Annotated in this window: 20 protein-coding genes; 1 reads left to right on the top strand and 19 read right to left on the bottom strand. The window is 30.1% G+C overall.

Annotated elements, in window-relative coordinates; all coding sequences use genetic code 11:
- Nucleotides 1-28: 28 nt before the first annotated feature.
- Genes KQI88_RS14075 through steA form a run of 4 tightly spaced genes read right to left on the bottom strand, consistent with a single transcriptional unit; the run spans nt 29 to nt 3,593 of the window.
- Nucleotides 29-847 carry an MraY family glycosyltransferase gene (locus tag KQI88_RS14075; RefSeq protein WP_216418369.1) on the bottom strand — a complete coding sequence of 273 codons (819 nt, stop codon included), beginning with the start codon at nt 845-847 and terminating at the stop codon, nt 29-31.
- Nucleotides 848-851: 4 nt separating this feature from the next.
- Nucleotides 852-1,550: a glycosyltransferase family 2 protein gene (locus KQI88_RS14080; protein WP_216418371.1), complete on the bottom strand. Its 699-nt coding sequence runs from the start codon at nt 1,548-1,550 to the stop codon at nt 852-854.
- Between the two features lie 11 nt (nt 1,551-1,561).
- On the bottom strand, nt 1,562-2,461 hold the full coding sequence (locus KQI88_RS14085) for a copper transporter (RefSeq protein ID WP_216418373.1): 900 nt from the start codon (nt 2,459-2,461) through the stop codon (nt 1,562-1,564).
- Between the two features lie 10 nt (nt 2,462-2,471).
- Complete coding sequence (gene steA, locus KQI88_RS14090; RefSeq protein ID WP_216418375.1) at nt 2,472-3,593, bottom strand: putative cytokinetic ring protein SteA; 1,122 nt, start codon at nt 3,591-3,593, stop codon at nt 2,472-2,474.
- Between the two features lie 242 nt (nt 3,594-3,835).
- Between steA and KQI88_RS14095 the strand changes: the two genes are divergently transcribed.
- Nucleotides 3,836-4,660, top strand: coding sequence for a regulatory protein RecX (locus tag KQI88_RS14095; RefSeq protein WP_216418377.1), 825 nt, complete (start codon nt 3,836-3,838; stop codon nt 4,658-4,660).
- A 170-nt stretch (nt 4,661-4,830) separates the two neighbouring features.
- On the opposite strand, the gene KQI88_RS14100 is transcribed toward KQI88_RS14095, so the two are convergent.
- The 15 genes from KQI88_RS14100 to KQI88_RS14170 all read right to left on the bottom strand — a co-directional run bounded on the left by KQI88_RS14100 (nt 4,831) and on the right by KQI88_RS14170 (nt 19,783).
- Nucleotides 4,831-5,376: a site-specific integrase gene (locus tag KQI88_RS14100; RefSeq protein WP_212377922.1), complete on the bottom strand. Its 546-nt coding sequence runs from the start codon at nt 5,374-5,376 to the stop codon at nt 4,831-4,833.
- A 765-nt stretch (nt 5,377-6,141) separates the two neighbouring features.
- Nucleotides 6,142-6,951: a sporulation transcription factor Spo0A gene (spo0A, locus tag KQI88_RS14105; RefSeq protein ID WP_216418379.1), complete on the bottom strand. Its 810-nt coding sequence runs from the start codon at nt 6,949-6,951 to the stop codon at nt 6,142-6,144.
- Nucleotides 6,952-7,126: 175 nt separating this feature from the next.
- Nucleotides 7,127-8,434 (bottom strand): SpoIVB peptidase, encoded by a 1,308-nt coding sequence (gene spoIVB, locus KQI88_RS14110; protein ID WP_216418381.1) that lies wholly within the window; start codon nt 8,432-8,434, stop codon nt 7,127-7,129.
- Between the two features lie 160 nt (nt 8,435-8,594).
- The gene (gene recN, locus KQI88_RS14115) at nt 8,595-10,304 is read right to left on the bottom strand and encodes a DNA repair protein RecN (protein ID WP_216418383.1); all 1,710 of its coding nucleotides are present in this window, start codon (nt 10,302-10,304) and stop codon (nt 8,595-8,597) included.
- A gap of 14 nt (nt 10,305-10,318) precedes the next feature.
- Nucleotides 10,319-10,768, bottom strand: coding sequence for an arginine repressor (locus KQI88_RS14120; protein WP_216418385.1), 450 nt, complete (start codon nt 10,766-10,768; stop codon nt 10,319-10,321).
- 190 nt (nt 10,769-10,958) lie between these two features.
- Nucleotides 10,959-11,765: a TlyA family RNA methyltransferase gene (locus tag KQI88_RS14125; protein ID WP_216418387.1), complete on the bottom strand. Its 807-nt coding sequence runs from the start codon at nt 11,763-11,765 to the stop codon at nt 10,959-10,961.
- A 14-nt stretch (nt 11,766-11,779) separates the two neighbouring features.
- The gene (dxs, locus tag KQI88_RS14130) at nt 11,780-13,681 is read right to left on the bottom strand and encodes a 1-deoxy-D-xylulose-5-phosphate synthase (RefSeq protein ID WP_216418389.1); all 1,902 of its coding nucleotides are present in this window, start codon (nt 13,679-13,681) and stop codon (nt 11,780-11,782) included.
- Nucleotides 13,682-13,698: 17 nt separating this feature from the next.
- Nucleotides 13,699-14,325, bottom strand: a complete 627-nt coding sequence (locus tag KQI88_RS14135) for a hypothetical protein (RefSeq protein WP_216418390.1) — start codon at nt 14,323-14,325, stop codon at nt 13,699-13,701.
- A 687-nt stretch (nt 14,326-15,012) separates the two neighbouring features.
- The gene (locus tag KQI88_RS14140) at nt 15,013-15,462 is read right to left on the bottom strand and encodes a divergent PAP2 family protein (RefSeq protein ID WP_216418392.1); all 450 of its coding nucleotides are present in this window, start codon (nt 15,460-15,462) and stop codon (nt 15,013-15,015) included.
- A gap of 17 nt (nt 15,463-15,479) precedes the next feature.
- Nucleotides 15,480-16,367 carry a polyprenyl synthetase family protein gene (locus KQI88_RS14145; protein WP_216418394.1) on the bottom strand — a complete coding sequence of 296 codons (888 nt, stop codon included), beginning with the start codon at nt 16,365-16,367 and terminating at the stop codon, nt 15,480-15,482.
- Nucleotides 16,368-16,598 carry an exodeoxyribonuclease VII small subunit gene (locus KQI88_RS14150; RefSeq protein WP_212377900.1) on the bottom strand — a complete coding sequence of 77 codons (231 nt, stop codon included), beginning with the start codon at nt 16,596-16,598 and terminating at the stop codon, nt 16,368-16,370.
- Nucleotides 16,585-17,811 (bottom strand): exodeoxyribonuclease VII large subunit, encoded by a 1,227-nt coding sequence (gene xseA / locus KQI88_RS14155; protein ID WP_216418396.1) that lies wholly within the window; start codon nt 17,809-17,811, stop codon nt 16,585-16,587. Before xseA ends, KQI88_RS14150 begins: the two co-directional genes overlap by 14 nt.
- Nucleotides 17,812-17,829: 18 nt before the next feature.
- Nucleotides 17,830-18,801: a tRNA (adenosine(37)-N6)-threonylcarbamoyltransferase complex transferase subunit TsaD gene (locus tag KQI88_RS14160; protein WP_216418398.1), complete on the bottom strand. Its 972-nt coding sequence runs from the start codon at nt 18,799-18,801 to the stop codon at nt 17,830-17,832.
- On the bottom strand, nt 18,794-19,210 hold the full coding sequence (gene nusB, locus KQI88_RS14165; RefSeq protein WP_216418400.1) for a transcription antitermination factor NusB: 417 nt from the start codon (nt 19,208-19,210) through the stop codon (nt 18,794-18,796). Before nusB ends, KQI88_RS14160 begins: the two co-directional genes overlap by 8 nt.
- 180 nt (nt 19,211-19,390) lie before the next feature.
- Nucleotides 19,391-19,783 carry an Asp23/Gls24 family envelope stress response protein gene (locus KQI88_RS14170; protein ID WP_212377894.1) on the bottom strand — a complete coding sequence of 131 codons (393 nt, stop codon included), beginning with the start codon at nt 19,781-19,783 and terminating at the stop codon, nt 19,391-19,393.
- Nucleotides 19,784-19,879 lie beyond the last annotated feature (96 nt).

Consider the following 19,879-nt stretch of genomic DNA (forward strand, 5'->3'; position numbering starts at 1 on the left):
TAGAGCTTAATTAATCTAAGACAATATATTAATAACGACCTAACTCATCGAGAAAATTTAAAATAGAATTCTTTTTAATAATTTCAGTTATAGAATATTTTTCTGCAATAATATGAATCAAAACTAGCAGAGCTAATATAATATATTTCACAGTCATAGTATAGCTAATTACGGCTACAATTCCTAACGTAATACCTAAGGTATTTGATCCAATATCTCCCATCATACTTTTTGCCTTTATATCCTGTGGGAAATAGCCTATAGCATAGGCTATAATGGAACCTAGTATAATTCTAGTTTCTTTTGATAACCCAATAATTATGAATAGTATAGCGATAGTTAAAAATCCTTTTATTGCTCTACCAGGTCTTAAATCTAGCAGATTTATTAAATTTGTAAATAATGCAATAATTAAGGAATTGACCACAATTTCTATTATGTGAAAAGAAAATAAACTACCTATCAATATTGAAATTAACCCACCAACTATAGCTTTTAATCCACCCGTAGTTAACTTTCCTTTCAATAAAGATTTAATATGTCCCTTAAAGCCTAATGTATCCCTATTTCCCATTAAATCATCAATTAAGCCTATTACGGCCATGGTCATAATACCTATTAAAAAAACTAATAGTAACTGTTGCATATTAGCATTATTGCCAATAAAGTAATTAAACAAAATCCCATTGATAATAACAACTGGAACAAATGTAATTCCCATACCAACTGGAATCTTATGCCCTTTATAATTACTTCCAGTTATATTTGCTGTCAAGAGCATTTCTTTAACAAATGGAATTATCACTAATGTAGTTAACAAACTAATTATAAAAATAATAATTTCCAAAAAATCACCTTCTTTTCAGCTTTGTTGTAATGGTTTTAGGTACTAAAACCATTAATATTTGCCAAAATTGTTTCCCACGATGTATAAATCCTGACAAATCTCTGCCTGTTTCATTATGATACATATTTACATCCACTTCCATAATATTATAACCTTTATTTAATATATCTATTGTCATGCCTAATTCTACACCATATCCTGTGTAAGAATAATTAATTTGTTCTAGAACTTCTCTTTTAAATGCTCTTTGTCCCGAAAGAACAGTATCTATTTTTACACCAGTATTTATATAAACACCCTCTCTAGCTAGCTTCTTTACAAAACCAAACCCACCTTTTCGTTTGGCAGATGGAAACTTAGCTATTGTAACATCTGCTTTGTTTTCTAGAATAGGAAATATTAATTTTTCAACATCTTTGGCACTCTCTTGTAGATCTGCATCAGCAAATACAATAATATCAGAATTATTTAGTGCAAGTCTTAATCCTTCATATAGTGCTTGGCCCTTTCCTTTATTTAAAGGTTGACGCACTACATTCACATCTGAAACACTACTTGCACTTATATATGTACTATCTGTAGATCCATCATCAATTACATAAATATGCTGAATGTGATCAATCTCCTTTAAAGCTAAAAGTGTGCTCTTAATTCGATTTTCTTCATTATATGCGGGTACAATAACTGAAACTATTTTATTCATAATATTCACTCCTAACTAGGATCTGTAACAATAAATGGTGCTAATGATTCAGCTGATGATTTTTCTCCATAATGACCTTCAGCACCTCTAAGCACATATACTAAAGAAATTTTACCTATTTTGGTATTAATATTATCCACTGTTGGAATGTCTAATTTTTTAAGTTCAGGAATATACGATAATTCAACATCCAATCTTTCTACTCCTACTACATTTAAACCTTTATCTTGTAAATTCTTTACTAAATTTATATCTAGCTGTTCTGTTTTATTTTCCTGATTTTTTGTACTTCCTCCGGCAATAATAATATTATCTATATTTAATTGATCTATTTTATTATAATTAAAGCTATAAAGAATATATTTATTATCAATTAAAAACTTCAAAATATCCGTCATATCTTTATAAATAAAGAAGTTGGTTACTTCATTATTTATAAGATTAATAAAATCATCATTTTTTTTCAGGTCAGTTCCTATTAAATCATTAATTTCTTTTAATTGTTCTTCTGTAACAGTATATATTTTATCAGTATACTTTACGTGCAAAGGAACATCAGCACCTGATAGTCTTAATGTTTCATCAATATCATCGTAAAAATAATGATCCGTAGTTTCAATAACAGCAATGCCTAGCTCAGATAATTTATTATGAATAACCTCGTAAAACACATTTTCAATAAAAGTATTTTGCTTTTCCTTTTCAGTACTTAAGCTTTGAATTTTTTGCTCTAATGTTTCTTTTTCTTTTTTAAATTCGCTAAACCTATTTTCTAAGCTATCAACTAAAATTTGTTGCTGTTCTAAGTATAACTCTTGTCCATTCATATTAAATCCTATAAATATACCTATCCCTAATGAAATAAATATAGCTGCAATAGAGATAATATAATATTTAATATTAATACCCATGAAATCCCCCCTACAGTCCGAATATCATTCTTAATCTTATAATCATTAACTTAAATAAATTTTGAATTGGGTTAGATATAAGCATTATCATAATTATTGGAATAAATGCAGCAATAACAAGCCAAATAATATACTTAGCTTTAATACTGCTTTTATATAACTTGTTAACCCCTCGAGCATCAACTAACTTAGACCCTACTTTCATTCTAACTAAAAAAGTACTAGCCATACCCTTTCTTCCCTTTTCAAGAAAGTCAATCATGTTCGAATGTGTACCTACAGCTACAATCAAATCTGCTCCCTTATCATAAGATAGTAACATAGCTATATCCTCACTAGTACCAGGAGCTGGAAAAGATACTGCCTCTAATCCTAAGCTTTTTACTCTATCCATACCTGGTGCTTTCCCATCAGGATAAGCATGCACAATTATTTCATTGCATTTTTTTAAACATTCGTCGCTAACACTATCCATATCTCCAACTATTATATGAGGAGTTAAACCAAATTCCAATAATGCATCTCCACCACCATCCACACCTATCAAAATAGGATTAACTTCATTTATATAGGATAATATAGCACTTAAGTCTTCTCTATAATTTTGCCCTCTAACAACTACTAAAACATGTCTTCCTCTAATTTCAGTCTTAATGCTTGGAACTTTTAAATTACCTAAAATAAAGTCTTTTTCTTTATTTGCGTAAACTAAAGTATTCTCAATAAACTTTTCTAATTCTATCTCTATATTTTCTTCTGCTAACATAAGTAATTCATTAACTTTATCTTCAGATAAAAATTCAATCTTACTAATTAATCTTCCTTCAAAAAAAATTTCATTATCTATTATTTCAATAGTATTTCCTTCTTCCAAAATACTAAATAAATCACCCTTAATTACATCAAAAATAGGTATGTTAGCTTTACATATTATACCTGGGCCTAAATTAGGATACCTACCACTAATTGACTTTCCACAGTTAATAATAGCTGAAATTTTTTTGTTCACAAGAGAATTTGCAGCTACCTCATCTAAATCATCATGGTCAATTACTGCTATATCTCCTGCTTCTAATCTATTAACTAAACTTTTTGTTTTTTTATCTAATCTTACGGGAGCTTTAATTTGCATAGACTTCCCTCCAATAGTTTCTATATATAGTATTTGTATATTTAATATAAACATTCTTGTTATGTGTATAAATCCACTTGAATCTATAACTTCAATTATAAATTACACATGATTATATCATAAAAATTGCCGTAATAGTAATTTTGCACAATTTCAAATCTTATAAAAATACAAATACTTTAAATACTTAAAATTATGATATATAATATAGTGTCGTAAGTAGCTTTAAGTGAGGTGAAATAATGCATAAGATATCTAAGATTCAATTGCAAAATAAAAATAAAAATAGAGCTAATGTGTACATTAATGATGTTTATTCTCTTTCTTGTGATGTAGAAATTATATTAAAATACAAATTAAAGGAAGGCTTGAACATAGATAAAAAGAATTTAGTAGAGTTAATTGAAGAAAGTAATGAAAAACGTGCTTTTCAAATTGCACTACACTATCTATCCTTCAAGCCACGCACTCATTATGAAATTACTATGTATCTATTAAAAAAAGATTATGAAGATAATATTATAAATAAAGTATTAGAGAAATTGATTTACTATAAATATATAGATGATAAGCAATATGCACTAAACTATATTTCTAGTGCTATAGCAGAAGGAAAGAAAAGTTCAAATACTGTTAAATCAAAATTAATAAGTAAAGGAATCTCTCTAGAAATAATCGAAGACTGTATAAAGTTATTTTCCTCTGATGTTAATATAAAAATTGCCAAAGAAATTAGCAACAAATATTTTTATCAAAAATCAAATTTACCGTTAAAACAATTGAAAAGTAAATTATCGCAACTATTGGTCCGTAAAGGCTTTACTTGGGAAGTTATAGATGCGTGCTTGAATGATTTAGATCAAAACAGCGAAGTTCAATCCACTATAGATTCTAATAAGGAAGAATACCAATTACAAGCGATAAAATTAGCTGAAAAATACTTTGATAAGTATAGCAAAAAAGAAAATAACTCTTATTTAGTAGAGAAAAAAGTTAAACATACATTGTATCAAAAAGGTTATGATATAGATATAATAGATGTTGCATTTGAAAGTATAAAAAAGTAATAGATAGCGAAAATTAATTTTGCTATCTATTACTTTTTATATTACATATTACAAATAGAGTTTTTACTTATGACTTAAATAATAAGTTACACTTATTTTAAAATTAATCAATAGCATATACTATATTATTTTACCTACAAGTATACATAATATAATTATGGTATATCTATTTATAAATAAAAATCTTCTATTGTTTTATCTTTAATATCTTGGTTAATACCTATGTATCGTAAAGTTATACTTGGAGCCGAGTGATTAAAAATATCTTGAAGAATTGCTACATCTTTATATATGTGATAATGCCAATATCCAAATGTCTTTCTCAAAGTATGAGTTCCAACCTCCTTAATACCTACCTTAACAGCTGCTTGATTAAGAATCCTATAAGCTTGCACTCTAGAAATAGGTCTATTCTTTCCCTTCCTACTTTGAAATATATATTCTTCATTATTCATACCAGAAATAAATTTCTCTATATCCTTCCTTAACTGGCTATTAATTAAAAATCGTTTCTCTTTTCCAGTCTTTTTTTCTTTTATAGCGATATGAGACCTATCTCTTACATCATATACTTTAAGATTTAATATATCACTTATTCTTAACCCTGTATTAATCCCTACAATAAATAGTATATAATTCTTGTACCCTAACTTTAACAATTCATTTTTCATATCTTCTATTTTATTCTTATCACGAATGGGCTGTACTGTATTCATTTTTGTCCTCCTTATCCCAAATATACTAATAAATATTATATTACATTTAAAGTTATATTCCAATACAATATGTTACTTAATAAAACCAGTTCTTTTTTAGGTCTGTAAATTCCAATGCTTTTAGTCATTTGCCAAATGTAACACAATAACTATTTTGTTACATTAACTATTAAGAAGAAAGTTTAAACTTGGTTTAAAATAAAGTCCTATATATTACGACCATCCTATAAGCACTAACTAATAGGGATACCTATCCCCTTACCACATCAAAAAAATCGCTTACAATCTAAATATGCAAGCCAACAAAAAAATCCTTATCAAAAATCTAAATAGAAATTTTAATAAGGAGTTTTCTTATAATATTTTTAGTTGTTTAAGTTTGGCGTACAGTTTAGAAAAATTATTACGGTCTGTGCATCTAACTATTAGTTTTTATTTGAATGATTTTTTTTATAATATTTTTATAAGTTTACTTTAATTATTTAACCAGTGTCTTAATGCCTAATCCTAGGATTCCAAGAGCTTCCTTGCTAGATTTTTTATGTATAAAAGCATAAGCTTTTCAATTTCAAACTCAAATTTTGGCTTTTTTATAAGAATAAACTAAACACCTCTATAATATTAATATTGGCTATATAATCTAATAAATATGAGGTGTTCATAAAAGTTTATTATTATAAAGTTTATAGGTCTAAAATATAGTTTATAGCTTTTTTAAGTGATTGCAATGAACTTGCACATGCTATAACAATTTAAATAACCATATTAACCCACTTGTTGCTCCAATCTTAATTTATCTGCAACCATGGCGATAAATTCTGAGTTAGTTGGTTTCCCTTTATCATTATGAACAGTATATCCGAATAGATTGTTTATTGTATCTACCTTTCCACGGCTCCATGCTACTTCTATAGCATGTCTTATTGCCCTTTCAACTCTACTTGATGTTGTATTGAACTTCTTGGCTATCGATGGATACAGTTCCTTTGTAACAGCACTTAATAGTTCTATATTTTCAACTACCATGGTAATAGCTTCTCTCAAATAAAGATATCCTTTAATATGTGCAGGAACTCCAATTTCGTGAATTATATTAGTAATTTCTGCCTCTAAACTACGATTATTTGTAACTAAGGATGAACGATTTTGTACATTTTGCCGTTTTTGATCAAAATTATTTTTGGAAGTATTAACTTCTCCTGTCATTTGTCTAATTCTTTCAATAAAGATTTCAAAATCAAAAGGTTTAATAACATAGTAATCTGCTCCTAAGTTAATTGCTCTTTGTGTAATTTTATCTTGTCCAACTGCTGACAATATTATAAACTTAGGAAACTTACTTAAATTCATTACATTAACTTTCTCAAGCACCCCTAATCCATCTAGATGTGGCATTATAATATCTAGTATAACTAAATCTGGTAGTTTTTGTGGTATTAATTCTATAGCTTCCTTACCATTATTAGCAACTCCTACTATTTCAATATCATCCTCCTTTTCCAAATACTCACTTAAAATATCACAAAAATCCTTATTATCATCAGCAATTAAAACCCTAACCTTTTTATTATTCATCAAAATTCTCCCCCTTGAACCTTAATCTACATATATTTTATCTATAAATATGCGACTTTTAACATATTCGACATATGGAGTTTATTTCCTTCTAGTATGGACTAATTCTTTTTAAAAATATTAATACATTTTTCTAAGTTTTTCTTTAAATTTATACTTTTTTTAAATTATTTTATCAATTTTTATCGTTTATTCCCGATTCCGAAATCATCCATTCTATAAATATTCCATATCCTTTTGTGGGATCATTAACCAAAACATGAGTAACAGCTCCTACCACTTTTCCATTTTGAATAATTGGACTTCCACTCATGCCTTGAACAATTCCCCCTGTTTTTTCTAATAATGTTTTGTCAGTGACTTTAATAACCATACTTTTCCCCTCTGGCTTTGTTTGAAAATTTATCTTTGTAATCTCTATATCAAATTTTTCTATTTTATTATTATCTAATGTAGTTAATATATATGCAGGCCCCTCTTGTATTTCATGTTGATATGCAATAGGCATGGTATTTTTATTATTAATTCCTGCTATATCTGCAAACAGTTCACCATATACACCTAACTGAGTATTCTTTTCTATTTTTCCTACTGGATTACTAGTCTCATAAAATACTCCTCTTATTTCTCCAGGTTTTCCTCTCTTACCTTGTTCGATAGATACAACCCTAGATTTTATAATCTCTCCGTCTTTTACCGACAGCAATGCCCCTGTGTCTACATCTGTAATAGCATGTCCTAATGCTCCAAATTTTCCACTAATAGGATGGAAAAAACTTAATGTTCCAACACCAGCTGTCTTATCTCTTACCCATAATCCAAGTTTATATTGTCCATCCTGTTCTGCCTTAACAGGAGAAATATTAGCTTTAAACTCTCTCTTATCTCTTTTCATTGTAAGATTAAGTTCTTTTCCTTTACTTGCTTTTACAATTTCACTAACATGTGATGCATTATTTATTTTTATATCATTAATTGCAACTAATGTATCTCCTATTTTTATTCCTGAATTAGATGCTAAGTTATAACTTCTACCATTATCATCTGTAATCTCACTTACTCCAACAACCAATACACCATCTGTATTTAATTTCACACCTACAGATTCTCCTCCAGGAATAACTTGGATTTTAGATACAACATTAACTTTTACCGTTTTATATGGTATTAGTCCCAGTATCTTTAACTGAAGATCAGCAGTACCTTTTTTAAGAGTTTTAAGCTGAAAAATACTCTTCTTAGTTAATAATGTACTGGTAATATTCTTTGCTTGATTTATTTCTAATATATTGTCTATGTCATCAGAATCCATGGAAAAACTTAAAGGAAACCTAGTTTGTAATGAATATTCATCACCTACTGGTATATTATACTCTGAAGGTATACTCCTAATAATTCCAAATGCTAATGTGCATACAAAAAATATAAAAAAAATAGATAAACTTATTGCCGAAATTGGTTTAAGTTTTCTATAGTTCTTCATTTGTGTCACTCTCCCGCCATCTTAATCTAGCAAAACTTAATTTTGTCTACTATGATTAGATTGGCTTTTTGGAGGCAGCTTTATAATATATAAAATATAATAAAGTTGTAATTATAATCCTTTTATGGTTATATAATCAAAAAACTCATTTTAGAAAAGCTTAATTGCTTTTTCTTAAATGAGCTTGATCAATTATTTCCTCTGCATGTTTAATTGTAATATCCGTTAGTTCTCCACCTAATAATCGTCCTAATTCTTTAATTCGTTTTTCTCTGTTTAATTTTTTTACTATTGTCTTCATATTATTTTCTTTTTCTATTTTTTCGATTAAATAATGATGATTCGCCATAGAAGCTATTTGTGGTAAATGAGTTATACAAATAATTTGATGATGATTAGATATATCATAGAGCCTTTCGCCAATAATTTGAGCCGTACGTCCACTTATACCAGTATCAATTTCATCAAATATTAATGTAGGTATATTATCAACATCGGCTAATATAGTTTTAAAGGCTAACATAATTCTTGACATTTCTCCACCAGATGCAATTTTAGAAAGCGGTTTTAATGGCTCACCTAAATTTGTAGATATTGTAAATTCTATTTGATCAATTCCTTTAGAAGTAAACTTAATGCTTGAATAATCATTTTCTTTATTATCAAAAGATACCTTGAATTGGACTTTACCCATATTTAATGTAAGTAATATACCCGTTATCTTTTTTTCAAAATCAGCAGCAATAGTTCTTCGGAGTAAACTTAATTCTATGGATAAATTTCTCAGTTCTTTAGATTTAGAATCTATTTCTTTTTTTATTCTTCCAATTTCTTCTTCATTATTTTCAAATTCCCATAAATCAGCTTCAAGCCTTGCTTTATACTGTAACATTTCCTGTATAGAACTTCCATATTTCCGTTTTAAACTATTAATTAAATCCAGCCTCATTTCAATATGTTCAAGAACCTTAGGTTCAAAGTCAATTTGATCTTTATAATCTCTTATATCTCTTGCTACATCTTCTAATTTATATTTTGCTTCTTCTAAAATATTGTTAAAATCTAAAAAATTTTCATCTAATGAAACAATGCCGTACATAGAATGTACAATATTAGATAGCTTATCTAAAACTGATGTATCTAAATTCTCACCACAAATAGTTTCATAGGCATTTGAAAGAGTCCGATAAATTTTTTCACTATTTGATAGAATATTTCTTTGTTTTCCTAATTCCTCTTCTTCATCAGTTATTAAGTTGGCTGATTCAATTTCCTCTATTTGAAATTTCATCAAATCAATTTTTCTCTCTCTTTCCATTTCATCAAAGCAAATAGAACTTAATTCTCTTTCTAAAACCTGGAGTTCACTATATTTCTTTGATACAGAATCAACTAGGCTTAAAATTTCTTTCCCACCATATGAATCTAACATATCTATATGAAAACTTGAATTTAAAAGTGATTGATGCTCATGTTGCCCATGAATATCAATTAATCTTTGAGTAATCATTTTCAAAACTGCTTGAGTTACAATGATTCCATTTATTCTACAAGTGCTTCTTCCGTTTGAATGTATCTCTCTAGTAACAACTAATATATTTTCACTATCAATCTCAATGCCATATTGCTCTAATATATCATCAAAACCATTTAAATCATTTGCCGAAAATATTGCTTGCACCATACATTTATCTGATCCAGAACGAATAAGGTTTCTATCAGCTCTTTCTCCAATTGCCATATTAACAGCATCAATTATAATTGACTTTCCAGCGCCTGTCTCTCCTGTTAAAATATTAAGCCCTTTATGAAAAGCAATATTTAACTCATCGATTAATGCAAAATTCCTAACCTCTAACTCTAGAAGCATACAGAACCCCCATCCTATTTCATCAGTTTTCTAAAATGCTCTATATTTTCTTCCATCTTGCTTGCATCTCTAATTACTATAAAGATAGTATCATCCCCTGCAATTGTCCCCACAGCATCATCTAAGTTAACTGCATCTATCGCTGCAGCTGCAGCTTGTGCAGATCCAGTTAAAGTTTTCATTACTATAATGTTACCAGCATAATCAATTGATACAATAGAATTTTTAAATATCCTTACTAGACGATCTGATAAAACATTTTCTTGACTTTGCAATGTTGCATATTTGTATTTTCCATTTTTCGTTAAAACTTTAATTAACCTAAGCTCTTTAATATCTCTAGACACCGTGGCTTGAGTTACATTTAAGCCTAGTTTTCTTAACTCCTCTGATAACTCTTCTTGTGTTTCAATTTCCTTACTTTCTATTATCTCTAACATCTTTGCATGTCTTGTATACTTCATAGGATTCCTCCTTAAAATAAGTACTAATATCACTATATTATTAATTAAAAATAAATTAATAATTTGTATATTTAATATTCTCTGTAAAACGACACAATCCTTCAATAATATAAATAATTAAATAAAAAAACATCTAGTATTAGTACATACCCCTAATATGAACAAAATTTATTCTATTTGTATTCATTGATTATAAACACTGATGTGATTGCTCGATTATATTTTCTATGTAATCCATATCTATAGACATATTGCAAGATTCTACATTTTTCATATATAATAAGTATTCTATGTTTCCTTCTGGACCTTTAATAGGAGAATATGCAAAATCAATTATTTGAAGTCCAAGTTCTATAGCAAATTTAATAACATTCGATGCTACACTCTTATGAACCGATATATCTCTTACTACTCCCTTTTTACCAACATTTTCCTTGCCTGCCTCAAACTGTGGTTTAACAAGAGCAACTATTTCACCATCTATTTTAAGAAGTTGTTTTAGTACAGGTAATACTAATCTTAAAGAAATAAAAGAAACATCTATAGATGCAAAATCTGCCATATCTCCCAAATTATCTAAAGTAACATACCTAATATTTGTTCTCTCCATAGGAACAACCCTTGGATCCTGTCTTAATTTCCAGTCTAGTTGACCATAACCTACATCAATAGAATACACTTTTAAAGCCCCATTTTGAAGCATACAATCAGTAAATCCACCTGTTGAAGCACCAATATCTAAACAAGTCTTGTTGTTTAAGTCTATATTAAATTCCTTCACTGCTTTTTCTAACTTCAGCCCACCTCTACTAACATAAGGAATTAAGCTTCCTTTTACCAATACATCTCCACTTTTACTAACCTTTGTACCTGGTTTATCAACTTTCTGATTATCAATAAAAACAAGTCCAGCCATTATAGCTCCTTTTGCCTTTTCTCTACTTTCAAAAAAACCTCTTTCAACTAATAGAATATCTAATCTTTCTTTATCATCCATAGCATTTCTCCTAATTATTTTGTTATTGCAACATTACTAAGAGCATCATAGTTAAAGTCACTTTTAATTTCCTTAATTATACTATCACAGTTTAATCCTAATTTATTATATAAAATATCAACATCACCATGTTCAATAAATTCATCAGGCAAAGCAAATACTTTGACCTCTTTTAATATTTTATAGTCATTTAGCAAGGCTTGAACTTGACTTCCAAATCCTCCAATCTTTGCATTATCCTCAATAGTATAAATTCGCTTATGTTTTTTCGCTAGGTTAGTAATAAGTTCCTTATCAATTGGCTTAATAAATCTAGGGTTAACTAAAGTAGTAAAAATATTATTTATTTCTAGTTCCTTACATATATCTAATGCCATTTGATTAACAGTTCCTAAGGCAATTATTAAAGCATCGTAGCCTTTCTCATAAATAACTTCTCCCTTACCAACTTGTATAGGATTAAGCAATTCTTCATTTTCTAATTCAACCGATCCTCTAGGATAGCGAATCGCTATAGGCCCATTATGATCCATAGCAAATTTAACCATTTGCCTCAACTCCAAACCATCTTTAGGTGCTAAAAAAGTTAAGTTTGGAATACAAGATAAGAAAGATATATCTAAAGAACCATGATGTGTTTCCCCATCATTTCCTACTAAACCAGCACGATCAATCAAATAAGTAACAGGTAAGTTTTGAATACAAGCATCATGAATCACCTGATCATAGGCTCTTTGAAGGAAAGTCGAATAAACAGCAAAAACTGGCTTATACCCTCCAGCAGCCATTCCAGCGGCAAATGTAGCTGCATGTTGTTCGGCAATTCCAACATCGAAAAACCTATTTGGATATTTATTAGCAAAATCACTGAGTCCAGTTCCCGATGGCATAGCGGCAGTAATAGCAACGATTTTCTCATCCTTCTCTGCACATTCTACCAAAGTTTTTCCTGCAATTTCAGAATAAGATAAAGTAGATTTATTGTAAACCGGTTTTCCTGTTTCTACTTTGAAAGGATTCACCCCATGAAATTTATCTGGTGACTTCTCAGCTAAATGATATCCTTTACCTTTTTTAGTTATTACATGCAATAAAACTGGTCCTTTAATATTTTTAGTACGATTCATTACTTCATATAGTGCATTATAATTATGTCCATCAATAGGGCCTATATAGGTGAAACCTAACTCCTCAAATAGTACTCCAGGTACAAAAAAGTATTTTATGCTATCCTTTGCCTTTTCTGCAGTTTTCATAACTGTTTTCCCTATTGCGGGGATATTACTAATTAGGTTTTCTACATCATCCTTAACTTTAGAATAAATCGGTGCCGTTCTTATTTTATTTAAGTAATTAGATAGTCCACCTACATTTGGGGATATAGACATTTCGTTGTCATTTAAAATAACGATAATATCTTTTTCACTCTGACCTATATGATTCAATGCCTCAAAAGCCAAACCACCTGTCATTGCTCCATCACCAATAACTGCTATAACATGATGATTATCGTTATTTAAGTCTCGTGCAGTAGCCAGCCCCATAGCCGCAGATATAGATGTACTACTATGACCTGTATCAAAATGATCGTGTTCACTTTCATATCGCTTTGGAAAACCACTTAACCCTTTATATTGTCTTAGGGTAGAAAATTGTTCTCTTCTACCAGTCAATATTTTATGAACATATGCTTGATGTCCAACATCCCAGATAATCTTATCATCAGGACTATTAAATACAGTGTGTAGAGCCAAGGTTAATTCTACTACACCTAAGTTAGACGCTAAATGTCCCCCTGTTTTAGAAACCGAATCTATTAAAAAACTTCTAATTTCATCGGCCAGTATTTGTATCTCTCTATTATTTAGTCTTTTTAAATCATCAGTAGAATCAACCTTAGACAAATATTGATACATTTTATAATCTCTCCTTCCTATCTTTTCTCTTTTATTTTTGATGAAGGAATTATATCTATTCCGGTTTTTTTGTGTATAAAATTTAAAAATCGAGCTGTATTAAAAACAATAATATGAGCATTATTTATAGCAATACCTTTTCCAATAGCCTTACCACCAACAGTGAGGGCTGCGACTAGACCACTTAAAATAGTAGTTAATAAAGGTCGAGACATAGATAAAGGTAGAGTTTTCAAGTTTATAATGATACTTGCTCCTGCCACACCGCTTAAAATACCACAAATATCACCAATAACATCATTACAAAAATTTGATACTGGACCTGCATTCTTTAAAAGCTTAATAGCAAACTTTGCTCCTTCTACCTTATTTGCCGCCATAGCATGAAAAGGTTTTTCAGATGCAGATGTTACCGAAATTCCTATAATATCGGTAAATACTCCAATAGAAATAATAATTAAAAGTATAATAAAAGCAAAATAAACTTCAGCATTACTTAAAACCGCTTCAGAGAAAACACTAATTCCCATTGCTAGAAAAAATGTCCAAATAGTAATCGTAATAACCCATCTAAAATTATACTTTTTCCATAGATTTGTTAATCCACCACTAGATACTTTGGCGTTTTTATTCCATTTGAACAAAATTATCCCTCCATGTTTTATGTATAAAACATTACATTATATAAATATAAAGCTGATAGCATATGCTACCAGCTCCATAAGCAGTGATAGTATAATAAGTAAATTTTACGGCTTAGGTCCAGTTGGATTTCCCAAATCAGTACTGCCTGTCACCATTGCAGCGGTTTCCCTTTAAACCGATATCTACTTTGTCACCAATAGTAAGACTGGATTGCCACTTAGTCCGCACTGTAATCCTTAATATACCTCAATATGAACAGTCTAGGAGTTTTCCTCAACAATTAAATTAACCCTTAGCCTCTTTTGCAACATAGGTTTCAAGTAGCGATGAATCCTTTCACCGGGCCCTGGTTTCTGGAAACTGATCTACTTATCTGCCTACATCACTCAAGGCAGGCTACACTGCTCAATCGCACTTTCATACAAAATTGCAGGTTCCCCCTCTTCACATAACTGAAGTCGGTCTCCACGAGGCAAGGGTCAACGCCCGCATGCCATTGCGGATCGCCCCCACCTCTTACTCCCAGAACCGACCCCCAACTGGGCGTCAGCGGCCGAAACTAGGAACTTCATCGATATGCCCTTCAACGGATTTTTAGCCCCGCCTTCGAGGTTAATTTAATTGACTAGAATACTGCATCACTACAAATTAATCATAGAACATTATAGCATAGAAACTTATTGTAATCAAATCATTAAATTAGCCAATAGTATACCTAAAATAGCACCTGCAAACACTTCTACTGGTGTATGACCAATTAACTCCTTTAGTCTCTTTTCAGTCAATCTTTTCTCCTTTTTATGATGCATATCTTCAATCATTTTATTTAATATAATTGCCTGTTTGCCTACTGCTCTTCTTACACCTGCTGCATCATACATAATTACCAGTGAAAAACATAAGCAAATAGCAAAATACGCGGAATCCCATCCATGTGTCAGTCCTACAGCTGTTGTAAGTCCCATTACGAATGAAGCATGAGAACTTGGCATCCCTCCAGAACCCACAAACCTGGTAAAGTCAATTCGTCTGCTTTTAATAAATGTATGAACTACCTTTATTGCCTGTGCTATAAACCAAGATAAAAATGCCACCCACAAAATCTTATTTTCACCAATTAATTTAACAAAAGTCACTGATGTTCCTCCTTAAATTAGAACTCTCTTTTCATTAGATAATTACTCAGCTCTAAAAGAAAATTCGACTTGTCACTATATGGTTTAAGTAGAGAGTTTACATTATCAGTTAATTCTTCTACACGCTCGATAGAAGATTCTATGCCAAACAAAGATGCGTATGTAGACTTGTGTTTTTCCATATCACTCCCAATACTTTTTCCTAACTTACTTTCATCGCCTATAACATCTAATATGTCATCCGTGATTTGAAATGCTAGTCCCAAATTTAAGCCTATTTCTTCCATACATTTAATATCTTCCTCTCTAGCACCACCAATAATAGCTCCTACTTTTAAAGGGGCAGTAATTAGTGCAGCGGTTTTATTCATATGTATGTAGTTAAGAGTTTCTTCTTTTATAGCTTTATTTTCACTTTCAAGGTCAACTATTTGTCCACCAATCATTCCATTAATTCCAGCACTATTAGCAATTTCTTTAATACTTCTAATATGTGAATACATATCTTTATGTTTCAGAGCATTATCTAACATAATCTCAAAAGAGTAGTTTAGCAAACCATCACCAGCAAGGATTGCAATTCCTTCTCCATATATTTTGTGATTAGTTAATTTACCCCTTCTATAGTCATCATTATCCATAGCTGGTAAATCATCATGAATTAAAGAATAGGTATGTATCATTTCTAATGCACATGCATACGGCATAACCTCATGAATATCCTTTCCAAACAAATCATAGGAAGCTAATGCAAGAATTGGTCTTAATCTTTTACCGCCTGCAAATAGACTATACTTCATAGATTCTATTAATTTATTGTTATGTCCCTTTTCATAGTCAAGATAACTAGAAAGTTGGGCATTAACTAACTCAATATAATTATTTAATTGATCCTTGAAAATCATTTACTCACCCTCCTCGTATTCAAATGGCACTTCTTTAAACTCACCATTCTCCTCTACGATTGTATTTATCTTTTTCTCAACTTCATTAAGCTCTTTGCTACATAAACGATATAAATTTATTCCTTCCTCAAATATTTTTAAGGAATCATCTAAAGATAATTGCTCTTTCTCTAACTTATTAACAGCTTCCTCTAGCTTAGTTAGTGCTTCTTCAAAATTAAGATTTGACAAAGGCTTTTTCCTCCTTTATACATTTAATGACTCTACAACTAATTTCACCATCTATTAAATCAATACTTAATATTCTATCCATTCTAACTTGATCTACAGATTTAATTATTTGATTTTTTTCATCCCTTACTATTGAGTAACCCCTTGAAAATACTGATAGGGGACTTAGTCCATTTAGTCGTTCACCTAAGTACATTAAATGTCTCTCATTAAATTCTATTTTAGCCTTTAAGTATCTATTAAGCCTCTGTAATAATTCATCTATATATTGTTGCTTATCATATATTTGATTTAAAGGATACTTAAAGAAGTAGTTATTTTCAATTAAAGATAATCTTTGTTCTAACTCATTAATTTTAATATTCATAGAATAAAGTAATCTTTTTTTAGCTGAGTTCATATAGTCTTTTATATTAAGTATATTTGGTACAACTAGCTCTGCAGCTGCCGACGGAGTAGGTGCTCTCAAATCAGCAACAAAATCTGCAATTGTAAAGTCTGTTTCATGACCAACAGCTGACACTATAGGAACATGACTATTAAATATAGCTCTAGCTACTTTTTCTTCATTAAATGCCCATAGTTCTTCCATAGAACCACCACCACGCCCAATAATAGCAATATCAATGTCTGAAAATCTATTACATAAATTTATAGCATTAACAATAGATGTTGCTGCTGCTTCTCCCTGTACTAAAACAGGAAAAACACATAACTCTACCTTTGGAAATCTTCGGAATATGACTGAAATAATGTCTCTAATAGCCGCCCCAGTGGGGGATGTAATAATTGCAATTTTTCTAGGGATATAAGGAAGTTGTTTTTTATATTTAATATCAAAAATACCTTCCTTATCTAATTTGTCTTTCAATTGTTGATATGCCAGGTGAAGTGCACCAAGACCTAGAGGTTCCATATCAGTAACGTATAATTGATACTGTCCATCTCTTTCATATATAGATACATATCCCTTGCAAATTAGGCTCATCCCCTCATTTGGAAGGAACTTTAATTTTTCACAATTAGATTTAAACATCACACAATTAATTCTGCTATTTTGGTCTTTTAAAGTAAAATACATATGGCCACTACTATGAAATTTATAGTTTGAAATTTCACCTTTTACATGAATATGACCTAAAATCGGATCACTAATTAAAATTCTTTTAATATATTGATTAACTTCAGAAATAGAGAGGGCCTTAATTTGCATCTTATAAATATACCTCCTCTAAATTGTATAATTTTGTTTTAAATATTGAAATAATCCAAGAGCCGCTACTCCTACAGCATTATCTGTACAATATTTAGAATTGGCAAAATAAATATTAATATTTTCCTTTGAAAGTTTGTCCAATAAATGTGAACGAATTTGACCATTAGAGGCTACTCCACCTACGATTAATAATTTTTTTAGGCTATATTGTTTTATTACACCTTTAATTAATAAAACAAGAGACTTAGCTATACAGTCAAATGTAGCATAGGAAATTTCATCGTATTTTATAGTACCATCATTTATAAGTCTTGAAAAATAAGTTTCAGGACCAGAAAAGCTAACTGTATTATTTGTTACAGAAAAGGGTACATTAAAATCTACACTTTTAATATTTTTACTCATTTTTTCTAAGTGAGATCCTGATGGAAAAGGTAGTCCCATCTTAGTTCCAATTCGATCTATTAACTGCCCTGCACTTATATCGCTACTTCCACCAATTATTTTAATTTCATACCCTACATCAAGTGGTTTAACCTTTAATATTTCTGTAGTACCTCCTGATATATGAAGAGCTATAAATTCCTCCTTAAAATCTAATTGTTCGGACCATAATCCAGCCGCAATGTGTCCTTCTTGATGACTAAACTCAAAAAAAGGAATATGCCATAGCTTGCTCATAGTTTCACCATAGGATTTTGATGCTAAAAAGACAGGCATGTACGAATTCTCAACGGATCTAGGTCTTGTTGATGCGCTAATTGCAACAATGTTAAAAGTCCTACTACTTGTTATTATCTCATTAGCTAAAATAGGTATGTGTTTAATATGATGAAAAAGTGCATCCGATTGTCTTAAACCCTTTTTACCTTTATCCACAGGTAGTAATTTTCTAGCATCATATATTACCTGGCTATCTAATGTCATTAATGTCATCGAAGTAGTATAATTAGAAGTATCTAAGCCTAATATAGCTTCATTACTCATCTTCTTTTAGTCCTGCTTTTTCTACATATTTACCTAAAATACCATTAATAAAAGATGGTGTTTCATCAGAACCATATAACTTTGCTAATTCGACAGCTTCATTAATAGATACTCTGTATGGAATGTCTTTCATATAGAGTATTTCAGCAAAAGCTAATCTTAAAATTGCTAAATCAACGTTAGCAATACGATTCAGTTTCCACCCCTTAGAATACTCCTCTATAACTCTGTCTATATCAGTTAGATTAACAATAACTCCATTTAATACATCGTATATATAATCCCTTTGTTTTTCCTCAATACTTCCCTCAAATATATGATGATCTGCCTTTTTTAAGTCAAAGTCATTATTTATGTGCATCTCAAATAATACTTTCATACTAAGTTCTCTAGCTAATTTTCTACTCATTTTTTTCCTCCTATTATATGTAGTATATGGCATTATTATATATTATATATTGTTCTATGTAACTAGCAATTTTAAACTACTTGGAGACAAAATTAAATTTTAATTTTCATTTTACCTTATAGTAACACTATTGTAAGCTAAATTAACCCTCTATTTTTAGAGGGTTAGTTTAGATGATAGTTATTTTGACTGTTGTAATTGTCCTTCTTGTTCTACACTTTCATTAGTAAAATTTACTCCTTGTACATGTATGTTTACTTCATTAACTTCTATACCAGTCATTGTTTCTATAGTTTTTTTTACATTTTCTTGAATTTCCCAAGCTACATCAGGAATTTTTGTTCCATATTCAACAATAATATATAAATCGATGTTAGCAACCTTCTCTTTTACCTCTACCTTTACGCCTTTAGAAAGACTTTTCTTTCCTAGAATTTCTGCAATATCTCCTACAAATCCTCCACTCATTCCAGCTACTCCTTTAACTTCAGTAGCGGCCAATCCAGCAATTGTTGCTACAACATCATCTACAATCTTAACTTCGCCATACTCTAGATTTTCAATTGTATCCATTCTTTCACCCCCTGAATGTCAATTTGATAAACAAAACTTGATTCAGATGGAATTTCAACTCCATCTGAATCACAGTCGAACTTTGAGCACTTGAAA

It is taken from the genome of Alkaliphilus flagellatus (assembly GCF_018919215.1).
In the GTDB taxonomy this organism is placed as follows: Bacteria; Bacillota; Clostridia; order Peptostreptococcales; family Natronincolaceae; genus Alkaliphilus_B; species Alkaliphilus_B flagellatus.